This is a genomic window from Bartonella bilalgolemi (assembly GCF_023500045.1).
Lineage (GTDB): Bacteria > Pseudomonadota > Alphaproteobacteria > Rhizobiales > Rhizobiaceae > Bartonella > Bartonella bilalgolemii.
On sequence record NZ_JAMCOF010000002.1, the window covers coordinates 70,644 to 89,110 of the forward strand.

The following is an 18,467-nucleotide window of genomic DNA, read 5'->3' on the forward strand; positions in this document are numbered from 1 at the left end:
GTATCTGAAATGATTTGTTATTGTTTGTGGTTAAAAATAAGGTATTTGTATGTTTTTATCACTGATGTGAAGAACTTTAAAAAGTTTACCCATTTGTTTTGGACCAGTTAATCGTTCGATGTCTTGGTGAATTTTTTTCTTCATTGCTGTGCTTTTGTTGATACTAAGCTTTTGGGCACGTTCCAGCACTCCCATTTTGAAAAGAAAATCTCTTTGTTCTAGAATTTCAGCAAAACAACCCTGTTGAATGGCGATTGTTTTCAAAGAAAAAAAATCAACATGTGATGTTAAATCATGTTCACCAGGAGCAGAAAAAATATCGCAGAATTTATGTTTTGATATAGCCTGCAGCGTGTCTCCAAATGCAAAATCGGATGCACCATAATCGATGAGTAAAGCAGAGCCTTGTGTTTGCATTAAACGGCTACTAATTTTTTGTGCTAATTGGTTTCGTAAGGGCGCGTATTCTAAAATTGTTCCATTGGACATTTGAGCACAGTGGGGTGGTAAGAAAGTAGAAGGAAACTTATGTACATCAATGGTAAATGTAAAACCACCCTCTTGATTAAGTGTAATGCGACGTTCTCTCCATTCTCCATTGACTTTTATATATTGGTTAATTGGGAGTGCATCGAAAAGCTCATTTGCAATTATAATAAGAGGTTTTAAAGGAATTTGTTCAAAGTTTTCAATACTATAAATTTGTTTTTGGTAAGAGAGAAGACGTTTTTTTTGTTCTGCTGCAAGGCGTTGGCTTATCTCAATAAGAAAGATGTCAGCAGCGTTGAATGCTGTTATACAAATTTTACGAATAGTACGTAAAACATCATCCATAAGAGTTCCGCGTCCTGGACCTATTTCAGCTAGGATAAAAGGATTAGGGTAACCTTGAGCTTGCCAGCTCATAATGGCCCAAATGCCAATTATCTCTCCAAATAATTGACTTATTTCAGGTGCTGTGATGAAGTCACCATCATGTCCAAAGGGTTTTTGTTTTTGATAATAGCCAAATTGAGGATCCGTAAGTGCTAATGCCATATATTGGCTAACAGAGATTGGTCCATTGAGAATAATAATTTCTTTAATTCTCTCTTTTAGATTAGACATTATTTTGTAAGCTTATATTTAAAATTTTGAAGAAGTGCATAAAAACCAAAAAGAATCATCGGCAAAGATAAAGCCATACCATAGGTAACTCCAGTAGAGTGGAAGAGAGACGCAAACCATTCTGGATCCTCTTGAGGGGCACGGAAAATTTCTGAAATGCTGCGTGCTATTCCATAGCTTATATTAAATATTCCAGTTATTATTCCAGGACGTTTTAATGCTTTAAAAGAAAAAATGGCAATGGCTAAAATGATAAAGAGAAGAAATCCTTCCATAAATGCTTCATAAAGTTGACTAGGATGGCGTGGAAGATATTGAGGATCGTTATAAAAACAAACTGCCCAAGGAACAGTAGTCACATTCCCCCATAATTCTTGATTAATGAAATTGCATATCCGTACAATACCAATGCCAATGGGAACGCCTGCAGCGATTGTATCAAACATTCCCCATACGTTAATATTGTTTTTATAAGAAAACCAAATCATAGCAATGATTATACCTATAAGTCCTCCGTGAAATGACATACCACCATTCCATACGGCAATGATATCGACCGGATGCTTGAAATAATAAATAGGATCCCACACAAGTACCTGTCCTAAGCGGCCGCCAACCACAATCCCAAGAGTACCTAAGGTAACAAAATCACTCATTTTTTGGGGGTGCATAGGCGCTTTATTTTTAGGCCACAGGGACTTTTTTTTAAGTAATTTTTGTGCATACCACCAGGCAAACAAAATGCCTACAACATAACCAAATCCGTACCAATGGAATGCTATCGGTCCTAAACGGATGATCACTGGATCAAGAAAGAGAGGAAAAGCAATAGCTTGGCAAAAAGGGAAATCATTCATGAGTGAAAGCTTTACATTTATGAAGTTATATGATTATCAAACCATGACAGATGAATACAAAATGGTCAAGTTGGGTCAGAGGTTAGTTGCTGTTATTGGTGGAGGTGAAAGAATACTGATAGATTAAAGTAATATCTATTAGGAAAACAAGTACATCTTTCAATATTATAAAATGCATTACAGTGTGTATATAAATAATGAAAATTAAAGGAAAGCTTATGTATAATGGATCAAACCGTATTCTTGATGAACTGGCAAAATTAGCAACGGATGCAGCAGGTATTGCACAAGGTGTACGGCGTGAAGCTGAAACAGCTGTTCGCTCACAGGCTGAAAGGATGATTAATAAACTTGATCTTGTTTCACGCGAAGAATTTGAAGTTATTAAGGAAATGGTTCTTAAACTTTATGCCGAAAATGCTGATTTGAAAAAACGTCTTGATGATTTAGAAAAACACAACAGAAAAAAAGTTAAAAAAGATACAGTTTAAGCAACAAATAGTCTTAGAAAAAATAATCCCCAATTTTTCCATACTGTGTATGAAACTGAAAAATCCTTAATCATGAGTCTGTTAGAGCAAATGAGCAATTTATTCTTAGTTCATTTTTTACAAAAAATTATTTTTTTTAAATTAAGGGACTAGCGCTACGAAATTGTATCAATACACTGAGTTTGCTTGATGATTCGTTTTTTCTTTATCAAGCCATATTATTATAGGAAATATTATCATTTATTTCCTGGTGTTGTGTGTTGGCTACGTTTTAGTGTGTATTTGTTTGGTGTAAAGGCTTTGATTGTGGCGAGTATTGTTACGATGATAGTTTTTTTCCATTGTATTGGTAATATTCTTAATTATTGAGGGTTCATGATGAGGCTTGCCATTGGAGCCACAGAGCGAGAAGAGCATCCGGTTGATTTTATCGAACAAATTGCTTTTAAGTATGATTGGTCTTTTGAGCGGAATGCACAAGATGAAATTAGCGTTTGCGTAGAAGGAAAACGAGCTTGTTATCGTCTTTCTTTTTCATGGATGGAGGAGCAAGAGGCTCTTCATTTAGCTTGTGCATTTGATTTTTTTATTGAAAATACTCGTATAGCAGAGATACAGCGTTTGTTGTTGGCAATTAATGAGAAATTGTTACTAGGACATTTTGATTATTGGCAAGGAGATAATACGGTTATTTATCGGCAGGGTCTTCTTTTAGCAGGTGGTGTACACCCATCACATATACAAGTAGAAACATTATTGATCTATGCACTTAAAATTTGTGAAAGTCATTATGCTGCTTTTCAAATGGTTGCTTGGGCTGGTGAAAGCGCTCATAAAGCACTACAGTATGCTTTATTTGAAACCGTAGGAAATGCTTAAAGTCTTCAATATATTGTTCTTATTATTCTTTAAAAAAGTTTTTGAATATGTTTTATAGAGGAATATCTATAATAGCGCGCAAACCTCCTAATGGACTATCATCTAATTGAATGTTACCTCCGTGGCTGCGTGCGATGTCTTGGGCAATAGAAAGACCAAGACCTGTTCCACTTGCATCTTGATTCCGTGATTGATCAAGCCGAAAAAATGGTTTAAAAACTTCTGTATGCATGTCTTTTTGAATACCTGGCCCATCATCATCAATAGTAATGATAAAAGATTCTTGTTGGGGTTTAGCTGTGAGTTGGATGGTATTTGCATAATAAAATGCATTTGATAGAAGATTACTAATCAAACGGGTAAAAGCATATGGGCGTACTTGTATCTGTGGGGAGCCTTCAATAGTATAGGAGAAGTTACGTTGATGAAGGTGAGCATTAGTGGAGAACTTTTGCATCAAGACATTTAAATCAAGGGTGCTAATATTTTCACTGCCTTCACCACGTGCAAAAGCGAGATAACCCTCTAACATATTTTGCATATCGCTGACATCTTGCTCAAGCGGGTTAATATCAAAATCATTACTTACTAATGCGAGTTGAAGCTTGAAACGTGTGAGGATGGTTCTTAGATCATGGCTTACACCTGAGAGCATCATAGTGCGCTGTTCGATTTGGCGTTCAATTCGTTCACGCATACGTAAAAAAGCAATGCCAGCACGGCGTATTTCATCAGCTCCTTGTGGTTGAAATCCTTCTGGTAAAGGATGCCCACGTCCAAAACTTTCTGCTGCTTTGGCTAATTGTTGAATTGGTTTGATTTGATTACGTAAAAAGTAAATAGCTATTAACAGTAAAACAAGGGCTGTTCCTACCATCCAGCTTAAAAAAATACTGGTATTAGAGGCATAGGCTTGGCTGCGCATGGCAAAAACGCGCAAGATATTGTGATCAAGGCGGATACGAATTTCGACAAGATTAGAATCGCCAACTGTATCAATCCAGAAAGGACGGTTAATTTGGCGAGTGATTTCTTCACTTAAAAAGTAATCAAGTATGGCAAAAAACGGTTTGGGTCCTGGAGGAGGAAGAGGATCAGGTGGGAGGAGAGAGATGTTTAGTCCCATGCGTTGTTGTGCAATACGCTTAATTTCTTCATAATTATGCTGTTGCGGATATGTTTCAATTATATCGATAATAGCTGCAATATCATGGACAACAGTGGTTGAAAGACGTTCTGTTACCATTTGCCAATGGCGTTCCATGAAAACATAGCCAATTACTGTTTGTAAGAGTACCATAGGAGCAATGATGATGATCAAAGAACGAGCATAAAGCCGTTTAGGCATTTTCTTAGATAACCATCGCGCAATTTTTTTTGCAGGTTCGATCATCTCAGGCCTATTCAATTGAAAGTTTATAACCAATTCCTCTCACGGTTTGGATCCATATAGGAGTTGTTGGGTTGCTTTCGATTTTACGACGAAGACGGTTGATTTGCACATCAATAGAACGTGCACTATTGTTATCATCCATTGCGAATTTGTGGCGTGGAATAGTATCTCCTACATGTTCAGAAAAAATGACCATCATTTCCTGTTCTTTATCTGTCAGTTTAATAATTTCTCCTTCTTTTTTGAGTTCACGTCGTGAAATTGAAAAAATATAAGGTCCAAAAATAATCTGTTCAATTTTTGGTTGGGTAGAAAATGAGCCACGTCGCAAAATGGCATTAATGCGGAGTAAAAGCTCACGAGGATCAAAGGGTTTGGCAAGATAATCGTCTGCCCCTGCTTCTAATCCATGAATACGATTATCTATTTCTGATAAAGCTGTTAACATTAAAATAGGAACATTTTTTGTTTGACGGAGTGAATAGGTTAGATCAATACCGTTTTCACCAGGCATCATGATATCAACAATAAGAAGATCAAAATCTAAGCTTTTAAGTTGACGTTTAGCTTCATCAGAGTTAGCGGAGACTGAAACACGAAATCCATTTTTAATGAGAAATTGGGATAAAAGGTTGCGAATGCGGGTATCATCATCAATCACGAGAAGGTGGGGTGCATTATCACATAAAGTCTGAATGTGATCAGTCATGATTCAAACCCTTAAAAAAAATTCAGTTTACATAAATTGTACTTTACATAAGTTATATAAAGCTGTCGAGCGAACAATTTTTTGCTTTATAAAGACAGAAGAAATGTTATCTATAAACTAAAAGATTTTAAAATATTAAATTTTGAAAAGGGTTCTAATGAGCGATTTCAGTGTGTATATTATTCCGGTTACGCCTTTTCAACAAAATTGCACTTTACTTTTTGATAATGAAAGTAAAAGAGGTGTTTTAGTTGATCCGGGTGGTGATTGGCCTAAGATACAACAAACAATTCAAGAAAAAGGGGTTATTGTTGAAGCTATTTGGATAACACATGGTCATATTGATCATGTGGGAGCAGCCATGCAGGCTAAAGAAGCGTTGGATATTCAAATTATTGGTTCACATCGTAATGACAAACTAGTAATGGACGATGTAAGTGAAAGAGCAAAAATCTATCACATGCCTGATGCGCGTGTTTGTATTCCTGATCAATGGTTAGAAGATGGCGATAGTGTTAATTGTGCTGGACATGTGTTCAATGTCTTCCATACACCTGGCCATTCCCCTGGTCATGTTATTTATTTTAATGAAAAAAGGCGTTTCGCTTTATTAGGGGATGTGCTTTTTCGTGGCGCTATTGGACGCACTGATTTTCCGTTATGTTCTCATGAAGAGTTAATTAAATCAATTAAAGAAAAAGTTTTGCCATTAGGTGATAATGTCAGCTTTATTTGCGGGCATGGGCCAGGAAGCGAAATAGGTTATGAACGCCAATACAATCCTTTTCTTCAGGGGATTTAATGGTTTAGTTATACTCAAAAAAACCGCTTTAAAGCGGTTTTTTTTGTGGCGGTGTTGAAAATTACTGTAGTGGAGCATAACAAACATGATCTAAGCCATCATGACCTCGAAAAGTTCCTGTTTTTGGATTAAAGGAACGGTATGTTTTTTTACAATATTGATACCAACTTGTTGTATTTAACGGCTGGGCAGGTTGATATGTTACTGTTGGCTGCACTTGATAGACCGTTTGATTTGGTGGTGGGGTTTGATAAACAACTTGTGGTTGTTCAGGTTCTTTTAAAGCATTTTTTATAATTATACCTGCTGTTAAGGCTAGAAGACCTGCAGCAATAACACCACCTACATTACCACTACTACTACTACTACGACTTACATGACGTTCGTGAATATTTTGTTCTGTATATTCGAAATTTCTTTGTGCTGTAAAAGTCTGACTGGAAAACTGGAGAGGAGTACGTCCAGTTCCACCTGTTGTGCGCGTAATTGTCTGTTGGTATGATTGTGTTTGTGCAGCAGCAAGTACTGTCTCTAACGGCGCTGAAATGGCTGTTGTCAACATTGCTGATAACGCTATTAATTTAGTTAATTTTATCATAGCAATACTCCTTATACAAATTTACCTTGGTCTGCACTTTAAATGTTCTAAGCTGAATGTAATCTGAACAATGCTCGATTTTATTCCACTAGAACGAATAAAGAAAGAGTTTATTATATAAAATTAAATATAGTAAAATGAAACCGGGTTTTAAACCCGATTTCACAAAACGGACTTTGCTTAAATTAACTCATAACATTAATATTTATAGCTTTTGGTCCTTTACCACGGCGGTCAGGCTCTATGTCAAATGATACTTTTTGCGCGTCATTTAATCCAGTGAGGCCTGAGGCTTGGACATCAGAAATATGAACAAAGATATCAGTACTCCCATTATCAGGTTTAATGAAACCAAAGCCCTTGTTATTGTTAAAAAATTTTACTTCGCCCGTTTGAGCCATAGAATATTTCCTTATTTGATTGCCTTTGTAAGGCAGATAGTCAACACCCGTATTACGCACCTTACGTAAACGGTATATTTAGGCAAGTTACGATATCTAGAAAATGTTTTTTATTGTTTTTTATCAACTCAGAATCTAGAATCATTTCTAGAAGACTTTTTATATCACCTTCCAATGTTCGCAATTTATCTAAAAAAACAAGATTGCTTGAAAATAGAATATTTGACAAGAGTTTTCTTTATAGAATCGGTTTTCTTATGTTATTTTTTTAGTTCATAGTAAGTATAGCGGCTTATTAATTTATCTTAGATAATAGATGGAAAAGAGAAATATTTTATTCCAATTTTTTATGATATGGTACTATTTTGTGGACCTATTGGTAGGGTTTTCTATAAGAGCTAATTATTTTGTAGCAATTTGTAGATTTTAGACTGTTTATTGTAAGAATTTCTTTTTAAAATCTCATTTAAAGTATTTTTTGATTATTTTCTTTCTTTTTTGCGTTTTGCTAATAAACCAACATCCATAGTATTAGGGCCCATTTGATCAAGATTTGGTTTAGTGAAAAGACTTGAATGTTTTATGGATTTATCAAGGGAATATTTATTATTATATACTAAAGAATCGCTGGCGATAGTTAATTCTATTTCTTGTAATCGTTTGATTTCATCACGAAATTGAGCGGCTTCTTCAAAGTTGAGATCATCAGCTGCTTTACGCATTAGTTTTTTGAGATGCTGAATATGGTTGGTTAAATTGTTGCCAACTTTATTATTTTGCGTGATAAAATGAGAAATCTTGACATTATGATCGTTTTCGTGAACCGAACTAAGAATATCATCGATATTCTTTTTAATACTAGTCGGTGTAATTTGATGCTCTTCATTATAGGCTATTTGTTTTTTTCGACGTCGTTTCGTTTCTTGCAAAGCACGTTCTATAGAACCAGTAATTTTATCAGCATAAAGGATAACTCGACTTTCTACATTACGTGCAGCTCGTCCAATCATTTGGATAAGTGAAGTTTCTGAACGTAAAAAACCCTCTTTATCAGCATCGAAGATAGCAACAAAACCACATTCTGGAATATCTAAGCCTTCTCGAAGTAAGTTAATACCGATTAAAACATCAAAAGTACCAAGGCGTAGATCTCGAAGGATTTCAATACGCTCTAGTGTATTAATATCAGAATGCATGTAACGCACACGAATATTTTGTTCATGGAGATACTCGGTCAGGTCTTCTGCCATGCGTTTGGTAAGAACAGTTATTAATGTACGGTAACCCTTTTTGATTGTTTGGTGAATTTCGTTGATGACATCATCAACCTGTGTTTTGACTGGGCGTATTTCTGTTGGTGGATCAATCAGCCCTGTGGGACGAATGATTTGCTCTACAAAGATGCCACGTGATTGTTCTATTTCCCAGCATCCAGGTGTAGCTGAAACGGCGATAGTTTGTGGGCGCATTGCATCCCATTCTTCAAAGCGTAAAGGACGATTGTCCATGCAAGAGGGCAAGCGGAAACCATATTCTGCTAGAGTAGCCTTCCGTCGAAAATCACCTCGATACATACCACCGATTTGAGGAATTGTTACATGACTCTCGTCAATAAAAACAAGAGCGTGGTTAGGAATATATTCAAACAGAGTTGGAGGTGGTTCGCCTGGTTTTCTTCCAGTCAGATAGCGGGAATAGTTTTCAATTCCTGGACAGGATCCAGTAGTTTCTAGCATTTCTAAATCAAATATTGTACGTTGTTCTAAACGTTGCGCTTCCAAAAGACGACCAGCTGCATTTAATTCATCGAGGCGTTTTGCTAATTCTATTTTGATTAATTTTATCGCTTGATTTAATGTGGGTCGCGGTATTACATAATGTGAATTAGCATAAATTTTAATGGATTGAAGATCTCCTGTTTTTTGTCCTGTTAAAGGGTCAAACTCAGTAATTGTTTCAATTTCATCACCAAACAGCGAAATACGCCAAGCACGGTCTTCAAGGTGGGCAGGGAAAATCTCAATTGTATCGCCTCGAACACGAAAAGAGCCACGAACAAAATTTATATCTTGTCGCTGATATTGTTGAGCAACTAAATCAGTCAATAATTTCTGCTGATCGAGTTTGTCGCCTTTTTGCATTTGGAAAGTCATTGCTGTATAAGTTTCTACTGAACCAATTCCATAGATACAAGATACAGATGCGATGATAATGACATCATCACGTTCTAGTACAGCTCGTGTTGCAGCGTGGCGCATGCGGTCAATTTGTTCATTAATAGAGGATTCTTTTTCAATATAAGTATCAGATCGTGCAACATAAGCTTCGGGTTGATAATAATCATAATAAGAAACAAAATATTCGACAGCATTATTGGGAAAAAAGTTTTTGAATTCTCCATAGAGCTGTGCAGCTAGAGTTTTGTTTGGTGCTAAAATAAGAGCGGGGCGTTGCGTTTTTTCAATGATTTTGGCCATTGTATATGTTTTACCTGAACCGGTAACGCCCAAAAGCACTTGAGTGCGTTCATTCTTCTTAATTCCCTCGACTAAAGATTTGATGGCAATGGGTTGATCACCGGCAGGCTGAAAGGATGTTTTAATTTGAAATTGAATTCCACCTTCAGATTTTTCAGGACGAATAGGACGATGAGGTGTCCATAAGGCACCATTTTTAAAAAGGGGATTACCTGAAGTAATGAGTGCAGAAAGAGTTTCAACTGTTGCTGTAACGCCGTTTGTTGTTATGTTTTTAGGTGATATAGTATTTGTGGTTTCAGATGAAACGTTATGTTTTTTGATCGTATGAAGTTTGGTATTAGAGCATTGTTTCATAACTACAGACGGATCTATTGATCCTTGATTGAATTGTTTTTGAGTTGTTTTTGACTTTTTATGTGACATGATAAGAACATTTTATACAGTTATTTTAATATAATTTAGAAAAAAATTAAAAGTTTTTGGTTGCATTTGTTTTTGAAAGAAATTTCTTTTTTATCATTTGATAATTAGTTAAAATATTTTCCGTGATATGGCAGAGGGGAGTGTAACCATTTTGTAATATTGATCCTAGAGAGTTATACCTCTCTATAAGTAAAGTGAAGGGATAGCTAAGGTCAAAGTCATGCTTTTTGTACTAGAAAGGTTGAGACTAGTGCTAATAACGTTCGGTAAAGCAATCTTCGTAATGTTTTTGGCTATTATTTTTTGATATTGGGAGTGTGTACTGTAATCGATCGCTTTATATACATTTGGTAAAGATCATTTCCATTTTTGAATGAAAGGTAACGGGATGATACCCAACCTGTTCGTGAATTATAATCAATTTGGCACCAGTTGCCTTTGCATTTTCGGATCGAAACTGATTGGTTTATCGGAATCCAGCCGAGAAGCGGGTGTTGTGTGCTCGGACCTATTCTGAAATTCAAATTCTTTATTACGATGGCATTTGTAGCATCGGCTGGTGTTATTACTAAAATGAGAGAGCCAGCTATAAAAAAATTAAGCAAATTTTTCATTTTTACACAACATCCTTTTATTCAATATAATAAAACAGAAAACAGATAATTATATCCTTTAATATATCGATAATAACAGAGATATTGCTAAACATTTAAAATCTAAAATATAAATTCACTTTCAAAGTAACTAAAGAGTCCTCTGTGCTCTTTTTATTTTTTATATGGAAAACAGAATTTCTGTATTATATAATAAAGACAACTGTAATTTTCGGGTTCCAAGAGTCATCTTGGAGGCCGATTTTTATATCTTTATAAGGTCTTTCGTGTACAAGAAAGGGACGGATCATGGAAAAAGTTCCGATGACTACAGCCGGTTTTGAAAGTCTCAAAGAAGAGTTACGGTGGCGCCAACAACAAGAGCGTCGACGGATTATTGAAGCAATTTCTGAGGCACGCGCACATGGTGATCTGTCAGAAAATGCAGAGTATCACGCTGCTAAAGAAGCACAAAGTCATAATGAGGGGCGTATAAATGAGCTTGAAGATTATATTGCGCGAGCAGAAGTTATTAATGTTTCACGTCTTTCAGGTGATAAAATTAAATTTGGAGCTACTATTAATCTTTTGGATGAAGACACTGAAGAGAAAAAAGTTTATCAGATTGTTGGTGATCAAGAAGCTGACGTAAAAACTGGTAAAATTTCTATTTCTTCTCCTATTGCACGTGCACTTATTGGTAAGCAAGAAGGTGATGTAATTGAAGTAAATGCACCAGGCGGTGCGCATAATTATGAAATTATTAAGGTTCAATATATCTAAATTGTTATGCGTGCATCTTTGAAAGAAACTGACATTATTGTTCCGCATTTTAAGAAACGTTTATCAGGAGTAACAACGACGATTATTCATCTTGTTCCATTGCAACGAAAACAGGGTATTTATATATCCACTTTAGGGATAGGGTTGCCAAAAAATTTACCTGCTCTTTCTTTTAAAGATCTTTTCGGTTTATGGAAAAGTCCAGTAGGAAAATCATTTCGAATTTGGCATGCACGACGCAATATTGAGATGCTTTGTGGGATTTTCTTACGGGATGTTTTAAAAATGAAGCTTAAACTCATTTTTACATCGGCATCTCAACGTCATCATAAGCCCTTTACAAAATGGTTAATTCGTCGCATGGATAAAGTGATTGCTACAAGTGAACGCACTGGAAAGTATCTTGAAGTTCCTCATCAAGTTATTATGCATGGTGTGGATCTTGAGCGTTTTTCACCACCGAAAACCATTGATGATTATTTTTCAGCTTCCGGATTATCTGGAAAATATGCAATAGGATGCTTTGGACGTGTACGCTATTTGAAGGGCACTGATTTATTTGTGGATGCAATGTTAGAATTATTGCCCAGTTATCCAGATTGGACAGCGATTATTGCTGGTCGTACTACAGTAAAACATTATAACTTTGAAAAACAATTACGTCAGAAAGTTGCTACTGCTGGTTTAAGTGATCGTATTATTTTTCTTGGTGAGATCCAGGATACACCTTTGTGGTATCGTCGTCTTTCGCTTTATGTTGCTCCCTCTCGTAGAGAAGGCTTTGGTTTAACACCATTGGAGGCAATGGCATCTCAGACTGCTGTAGTGGCTAGTAATGCAGGGATGTATGAAGAATTAATAAGAGAAGGAACAGGAACAGTTGTTTCTGCAGGAGATCGAGTAGCTTTAACAGGAGCGATTGAATTATATTTTTCTGATTTAGAAAAAACAATAATGGCAGGGAAAAAAGCGTTAACTCATGTTCAGACACATTTTCCTTTAGAAAAGGAAGCAATAGCAATTGGGCATGTTTATAAAGAAATGTTTGCAGAGAAAGTATTTTAAATATATTGTAGTCTATTTTTTAAATAGAGATGAAATAATATTTTAAAAGCAAGATGCACGCGTTCATAAATATAGTGCTAAGATTCTAATTTATACTCCTTCAAAATTTTTGATGTACTGATTTACTAAGAGCTCTTTTGGCATTTTATATTCATTACATTAAAATTGGTTTTAAAATTTATGTCATCTATAATGCTGTATTCTATGAATTTTCATATTATAAATATAGAAAACTGTACGTTAGAATTGTTCGTTCCAAAAAGAACGGGTAAAAAGTATAAAGATAGTTATAATTTCAAGACGGCCGGCGAGCATTAGAGCACTCAAAATCCATAAGGCGTGATCATTAATGGTTGAGAAATTTCCAACAGGGCCAATAATGCTTCCAAGACCTGGACCAATATTTGAAAGCGCTGTTAAAGCGCCTGTGCAAGCAGAAGTAAAATCAAGTCCAGTAGTGAGTAAAAGTGCAGTACCAATAAGAAGACAGAACATATAAAGGCACAGAAAAAGTAAAACTGCTTTAGTAATATCATTAGAGACATTTGAGTGATCATAGCGCACTTTTACAATCGCATTAGGGGAAAGAAGTTGTGTCATATTTGTTTGTGCAATACGCCATAAGATAATTAAACGATTAACCTTTATACCACCAGAAGTGGAACCAGCACAGCCACCCATAAAAGAAACAATAAAGAAAATACCAAGTGCAAAAGGTCCCCAAAGTTGGTAGTCTTCAGCACTATAACCGGTAGTGCTAATGACAGATGTAAGATGAAAAATGACATCAAGAAAAATTTTGTGGAAGGGAAGATGATTATGAAATCGCAACCAGGTTGCAAGTGCAAAGCTAAAGAGAAAAACAACACTAAGAAAAACGATAACTTGTGGGTCTATGGAACGTTTAGAGTATCCAGGAAGTAACAGTTTAATATAAAGAACAAAAGGTAATGCAGAGAGCAACATAAAGATTGTAGCAACAATTAAAATAGCTGGTTTATCAGAAAAATAACCAAAGGAGGTATCATGGGTTGAGAACCCAGCTGTTGCTATCGTTGTCATTGCGTGGTTGATAGCATCAAATAATGTCATGCCAGCAGCAAAATAAGAAAGCATGCAAGCTAGTGTTAATCCAATATAGGCAATAATAATTCCATTGGCGATTTGGTGGATACGGGGTAATATTTTTTCCGATTTATCAGATGATTCCATGTGGAAAAGTTGTATACCGCCAACCCGTAATGAGGGTAAAAGTAATAAAGCTAAGCCGATAAAACCAATCCCTCCAATCCAGCATATGATGGAGCGCCATAATAAAATGCTTCGTGATAAATGGTCAAGGCCAGTAATAACTGTAGAGCCTGTCGTTGTAATTCCAGAGATGGATTCAAAAATTGCTCCTGCTAAGGAAATTGGGAGTGAAGAAAGATAAAAAGGGAGAGCTGCCACTATACTTCCTGTTAGCCATAGACAAAGGGTTAGTGTAAAGCTAAGTCGTGTTGAAAAACGGCAGGTAGCTCCTCTAGTTGCTAAGAGAATAAGTGTTGCTAATACAGTTGTAATAGCACAAGGATAAAGAAAAATTGTCCAATTGTGATTGTTATCTCGTAAATCTGCAAGAGCTGGCAAAAGCATGGTTCCTCCCATGATTAATGCAAACCGTGCGCAAATGTTAATAATAAACTGAAAAATAATCGCTCCTTGTCTCTAATTGTTTTTATTATAATGTTTCCCTAATTAGAATTTATATGCTTATATTAAGCAAACTATGATAAATTGGCAATGCACTTTTAATCGATCTTGAAAAAATATAACTTTGCCATAATTCGAGTTCTTAAAAAATGTATTTTTAAAGACGTATTTTGTTATAAACTTATAAACTTTAATCAAAGGCCGAAAAAAGGAATTTTATGGTGCAATTGCATAGTCGTGTTCTTATTATTGGCTCCGGACCTGCTGGTTATACAGCGGCTATCTATGCTGCTAGAGCAATGCTTAAACCAGTGTTAATTACTGGAACGCAGCAAGGGGGGCAGTTGACAATTACAACTGAGGTTGAAAATTATCCAGGTTTTGTTGATCCAATTCAGGGGCCATGGTTGATGGAGCAAATGGCAAAGCAAACAGAAAATATGGGTGCAAAAATTGTTTATGATAATATTGTAAAGGCTGATTTATCTAAGCGTCCTTTTATTTTATCTGGGGATTCAGGAGCGCAGTATGGTTGTGATGCGCTAATTATTGCAACAGGAGCAAAGGCACGTTGGCTTGGTTTGGAAAGTGAACAAACCTTTATGGGGGGTGGTGTTTCTGCTTGTGCTACTTGTGATGGTTTTTTTTATCGTGGTAAAGATGTAATTGTGGTAGGTGGTGGCAATACAGCTGTTGAAGAAGCTCTTTATTTATCTCATTTGGCTAAAAGTGTATGTGTGGTTCATAGGCGCGATCATTTTCGAGCAGAAAAAATCTTGCAAAATAGGCTATTTTCTCGTGATAATGTTCGCGTTATTTGGGATCATATAGTGGAAGAAATTATTGGTTTGCCTGTTCAGTCTCCAATGGGGGCTGTTGTAACAGGTGCGCGTCTAAAAAATACAAAAACAGGTCAAAAAATGCAAATGGATGTGGATGGAATATTTATTGCCATTGGTCATGATCCTGCTGTTTCTTTATTTGAGGGGCAATTAAAACAAAAAACAGGGGGATACTTATGGACTGCACCTGATTCAACAGCAACAAGTATCCCTGGCGTTTTTGCTGCAGGGGATGTCGCTGATAATTTATTTCGTCAAGCTGTAACTGCAGCAGGGAGAGGATGTATGGCAGCGTTAGAGGTGGAACGGTTTTTGGATTCATAGATGTACATCTCAAAAAGGTAGTTTTTATAAATAACGTTTAAAAATTAGGAGGAAAATTGTGTCATTGCCATTAGATTGGAATAAATTAAGAGTTTTTCATGCTGCGGCAGAAGCAGGTTCGTTTACACATGCAGCTCAAAGGCTTCATTTATCTCAATCGGCAATTTCGAGACAAGTTTCAGCTTTAGAGCAAGATGTTCGAGTGCCTTTATTTCAGCGTCATGCACGCGGTTTAATTTTAACAGAGCAGGGCGAAATACTTTATCGTACAGCCCATGATATTTTGATGAAGCTTGAAAATACGCGTCTGCAATTAAGTGAAAGCTGTGAAAAACCAACAGGACATTTACGTGTAACGTCGACTTTTGGAATAGGAGCAGGGTGGCTTGCGGAGCATATACCTGAATTTTTGAGTCTGTATTCTGATATGCAAATTCAGCTTTTGTTTGATGATGAAGAGCTTGATTTGACAATGCGTTATGCAGACTGCGCTATTCGTTTACATCAGCCTCAACAGCCTGATCTTATACAAAGAAAATTATTTACAGTTCATATGCATGTTTATGCTTCAGAAAATTATATTGCAAATTATGGTAAGCCAGAAAAATTATCTGAATTGGATCAGCATCGCATTATTTCATTTGGTGAGCCTGTGCCACCTTATTTGGTTGGCTTGAATTGGTTGCAAAGAGCTGGGAAAAGTGATGATTCCGTGCGTGTTTCAATTTTGCAAATTAATAACATTATTTCAATCAAAAATGCACTTATGCACGATCTTGGTATTGCTGTACTTCCTGATTATATTGTGAATAATGATGAGAAACTTATACGTCTTTTTCCTGATATGAGTGATATTCCTTCTTTTGATACTTTTTTTTGTTATCCTGTTGCTTTGAAGAATTCAGCAAAATTGAATGTTTTTAGAGATTATATCTTTTTAAAAGCACGCAAATGGTCCTTTTAAATAATATTTTATAGATTATTGAAGGGTAGAGGTGAATAATCTAATGAGCTATGTGTTTATTTTTGTAAAATGGAAGAAAATATTATCTCTTAGTTATATTTCGTCCTATTAAGTTTTCTTGAGTGGTTTCTTTGAGGATCTATAGGGTTAATTTATCTCTCAAGATCTTCTGAATTTGCTGGTTTTAGCCCGGTTTTTCATTTCTAAAAAAATCTTTTTGAACTTTTTTATAGCTACTTTTATTTTTTATGTTTGTTAGGGTTTAATCGTACACTTATTTACAAACCTGAAAAATTTAAAACACTAAAGAGAGTAGACAGTTTATAGATCATCTTTTTTATTAGGGAATAATCAAAAGGCGTGCGAGTAATCTTATCCTATTAAGAATTTCTGTTATCTCTTGTTGATGTGCAATAATACCTAATATATATATAATCTATCTGCTATCTTTTTTAATATCGTTTTGAGAAATTTCGAGAATATAAAAAAGTATTATTTCCGTTATGAACTTATATCATTTAATGTTTATGTTGTATTATTAAGCTAATTTATCGTTCATCTTGAATAATAAAACATTCTTTTTTTCTTTTATTAAAATACATTCAATAATTAGAGCTATCATTTATTTTAAATTCATTAATACTACCTGGATAGATGATGATCATAATTTCAGGACAAACTGTTACAAAAGCGCTGAATACGAAAACAGGCTTCTTCAAGTATTTCATCTGATGTTGCGTAGGAAATACGAAATGCTGGTCCAAGTCCAAAAGCAGATCCATGAACTACAGCAACGGACTCTGTTTCCAAAAGAGCTGTTACGAAATCTTCATCATTTGTAATGATTTTGTTTTGAGGTGTTTTTTTACCAATAAGCTTTGCACAGGACGGATAGACATAAAATGCACCTTCAGGTGTTGGGCAATCAATACCATAGGCTTGATTGAGCATAGAAACGACAAGATCTCGGCGTGTTTGAAAGATATTTTTATTTTTAGCGATAAAGTCTTGTGGACCATTAAGTGCTTCGACACCTGCCCATTGTGAAATGGAACTTGTACCAGATGTTTGTTGACCTTGAATAATATCCATAACTTTAATTAATTCACGTGGACCACCCGCATAACCAATTCTCCACCCTGTCATGGAATAGGCTTTTGAAAGACCATTCATTGTCAGTGTACGGTCATAGAGTTGCGGTTCTACTTGAGCTGGAGTGACAAAAGTAAAATCTCCATATGTTAGATGCTCATATATATCATCGGTGAGAATATAAATATGAGGGTATTTCATTAAAACATCGGTTAATTTTTTTAATTCATCGTTTGTGTACGCAGCACCTGATGGATTCGAGGGAGAGTTAAAAATAAACCATTTAGTTTTTGGGGTGATGGCAGCTTCTAGATCTTGTGGTTGAAGTTTATAAAAAAATTCAGCTTTTGTTTCTACGAAAACAGATTTACCACCGTTAAGAGCAACCATTTCAGGATAACTAACCCAATAAGGAGATGGAATAATAACTTCATCACCTTTGTTTAAAGTTGCCATTAATGCATTAAAGAGAATTTGTTTGCCACCTGTGCCAACAATGATTTGTTCTGGTGTATAAGTAAGATTATTTTCTCTTTTAAACTTTACAGAAATAGCTTGACGCAATTCTGGAATACCAGATATGGGCGTATATTTTGTTTCTCCACGTCGAATAGCTTCAATAGCAGCATTTTTGATATTATCTGGTGTATCAAAATCTGGTTCTCCAGTACTTAAAGAGATGATATTACGACCTAAAGCTTTTAGAGAACGTACTTTTTGAGCTACAGCAATTGTTGCAGAGGGCTTGATGGAAGAAAGCTTATCAGCAATGAAAACCATCGTTTCAATTCCTTATAATATTAGGCAGGAAACTCTTAATTATAAAATACATAAAAGATTATGTCGTAGAAAACATAAAACTGCAAGAAAACTGCCAGCAAATTTTATTGTAAATTCAGATTTAGTGACTTTAATTTTTTATACTGAGGAAATTTTGAAAAATCAATTCAAGAATAAATCTTCTTTTATGCT

The 18,467-nt window shown here is 35.5% G+C and carries 17 protein-coding genes; 7 read left to right on the forward strand and 10 right to left on the reverse strand.

The window, feature by feature from the left end:
• Positions 1-30: 30 nt before the first annotated feature.
• The gene (locus M4Z11_RS01685; protein ID WP_249675339.1) at positions 31-1,107 is read right to left on the reverse strand and encodes a class I SAM-dependent methyltransferase; all 1,077 of its coding nucleotides are present in this window, start codon (positions 1,105-1,107) and stop codon (positions 31-33) included.
• Positions 1,107-1,964 (reverse strand): prolipoprotein diacylglyceryl transferase, encoded by an 858-nt coding sequence (gene lgt / locus M4Z11_RS01690; RefSeq protein WP_249675342.1) that lies wholly within the window; start codon positions 1,962-1,964, stop codon positions 1,107-1,109. Before lgt ends, M4Z11_RS01685 begins: the two co-directional genes overlap by 1 nt.
• A 218-nt stretch (positions 1,965-2,182) precedes the next feature.
• Between lgt and M4Z11_RS01695 the strand changes: the two genes are divergently transcribed.
• Complete coding sequence (locus M4Z11_RS01695) at positions 2,183-2,455, forward strand: accessory factor UbiK family protein (RefSeq protein ID WP_249675344.1); 273 nt, start codon at positions 2,183-2,185, stop codon at positions 2,453-2,455.
• A gap of 378 nt (positions 2,456-2,833) precedes the next feature.
• The gene (locus M4Z11_RS01700) at positions 2,834-3,334 is read left to right on the forward strand and encodes a type III secretion system chaperone family protein (protein ID WP_249675672.1); all 501 of its coding nucleotides are present in this window, start codon (positions 2,834-2,836) and stop codon (positions 3,332-3,334) included.
• A 52-nt stretch (positions 3,335-3,386) separates the two neighbouring features.
• On the opposite strand, the gene M4Z11_RS01705 is transcribed toward M4Z11_RS01700, so the two are convergent.
• Both M4Z11_RS01705 and M4Z11_RS01710 read right to left on the reverse strand, forming a co-directional pair.
• Positions 3,387-4,727 (reverse strand): ATP-binding protein, encoded by a 1,341-nt coding sequence (locus M4Z11_RS01705; protein ID WP_249675347.1) that lies wholly within the window; start codon positions 4,725-4,727, stop codon positions 3,387-3,389.
• Positions 4,728-4,734: 7 nt separating this feature from the next.
• Entirely contained in the window at positions 4,735-5,436 is a 702-nt protein-coding gene (locus M4Z11_RS01710; protein WP_249675350.1) for a response regulator, read from the reverse strand.
• Positions 5,437-5,593: 157 nt separating this feature from the next.
• On the opposite strand from M4Z11_RS01710, the gene M4Z11_RS01715 reads away from it, so the two are divergent.
• Positions 5,594-6,238 carry an MBL fold metallo-hydrolase gene (locus M4Z11_RS01715; protein ID WP_249675353.1) on the forward strand — a complete coding sequence of 215 codons (645 nt, stop codon included), beginning with the start codon at positions 5,594-5,596 and terminating at the stop codon, positions 6,236-6,238.
• 61 nt (positions 6,239-6,299) lie between these two features.
• On the opposite strand, the gene M4Z11_RS01720 is transcribed toward M4Z11_RS01715, so the two are convergent.
• From M4Z11_RS01720 to M4Z11_RS01735, 4 genes are all read right to left on the reverse strand, one after another.
• Positions 6,300-6,836, reverse strand: coding sequence for a BA14K family protein (locus tag M4Z11_RS01720; RefSeq protein WP_249675358.1), 537 nt, complete (start codon positions 6,834-6,836; stop codon positions 6,300-6,302).
• 185 nt (positions 6,837-7,021) lie between these two features.
• Positions 7,022-7,237 carry a cold-shock protein gene (locus M4Z11_RS01725; protein WP_078680574.1) on the reverse strand — a complete coding sequence of 72 codons (216 nt, stop codon included), beginning with the start codon at positions 7,235-7,237 and terminating at the stop codon, positions 7,022-7,024.
• A gap of 482 nt (positions 7,238-7,719) precedes the next feature.
• The gene (uvrB, locus tag M4Z11_RS01730; RefSeq protein WP_249675360.1) at positions 7,720-10,140 is read right to left on the reverse strand and encodes an excinuclease ABC subunit UvrB; all 2,421 of its coding nucleotides are present in this window, start codon (positions 10,138-10,140) and stop codon (positions 7,720-7,722) included.
• Between the two features lie 296 nt (positions 10,141-10,436).
• The gene (locus M4Z11_RS01735; RefSeq protein WP_249675363.1) at positions 10,437-10,754 is read right to left on the reverse strand and encodes an SH3 domain-containing protein; all 318 of its coding nucleotides are present in this window, start codon (positions 10,752-10,754) and stop codon (positions 10,437-10,439) included.
• 288 nt (positions 10,755-11,042) lie between these two features.
• Between M4Z11_RS01735 and greA the strand changes: the two genes are divergently transcribed.
• Together greA and M4Z11_RS01745 are read left to right on the forward strand one after the other, a co-directional pair.
• Complete coding sequence (greA, locus tag M4Z11_RS01740; RefSeq protein WP_249675365.1) at positions 11,043-11,516, forward strand: transcription elongation factor GreA; 474 nt, start codon at positions 11,043-11,045, stop codon at positions 11,514-11,516.
• A gap of 6 nt (positions 11,517-11,522) precedes the next feature.
• Positions 11,523-12,581, forward strand: coding sequence for a glycosyltransferase family 4 protein (locus M4Z11_RS01745; RefSeq protein ID WP_249675367.1), 1,059 nt, complete (start codon positions 11,523-11,525; stop codon positions 12,579-12,581).
• A 240-nt stretch (positions 12,582-12,821) separates the two neighbouring features.
• On the opposite strand, the gene M4Z11_RS01750 is transcribed toward M4Z11_RS01745, so the two are convergent.
• Positions 12,822-14,216 carry a TrkH family potassium uptake protein gene (locus M4Z11_RS01750; protein WP_249675371.1) on the reverse strand — a complete coding sequence of 465 codons (1,395 nt, stop codon included), beginning with the start codon at positions 14,214-14,216 and terminating at the stop codon, positions 12,822-12,824.
• A 275-nt stretch (positions 14,217-14,491) separates the two neighbouring features.
• Between M4Z11_RS01750 and trxB the strand changes: the two genes are divergently transcribed.
• Positions 14,492-15,439: a thioredoxin-disulfide reductase gene (trxB, locus tag M4Z11_RS01755; protein WP_249675373.1), complete on the forward strand. Its 948-nt coding sequence runs from the start codon at positions 14,492-14,494 to the stop codon at positions 15,437-15,439.
• 58 nt (positions 15,440-15,497) lie between these two features.
• Positions 15,498-16,403 (forward strand): LysR family transcriptional regulator, encoded by a 906-nt coding sequence (locus tag M4Z11_RS01760; protein ID WP_249675376.1) that lies wholly within the window; start codon positions 15,498-15,500, stop codon positions 16,401-16,403.
• Positions 16,404-17,072: 669 nt separating this feature from the next.
• Here M4Z11_RS01760 and M4Z11_RS01765 read toward each other — a convergent pair.
• The gene (locus M4Z11_RS01765; protein WP_249675379.1) at positions 17,073-18,275 is read right to left on the reverse strand and encodes a pyridoxal phosphate-dependent aminotransferase; all 1,203 of its coding nucleotides are present in this window, start codon (positions 18,273-18,275) and stop codon (positions 17,073-17,075) included.
• Positions 18,276-18,467: the final 192 nt, after the last annotated feature.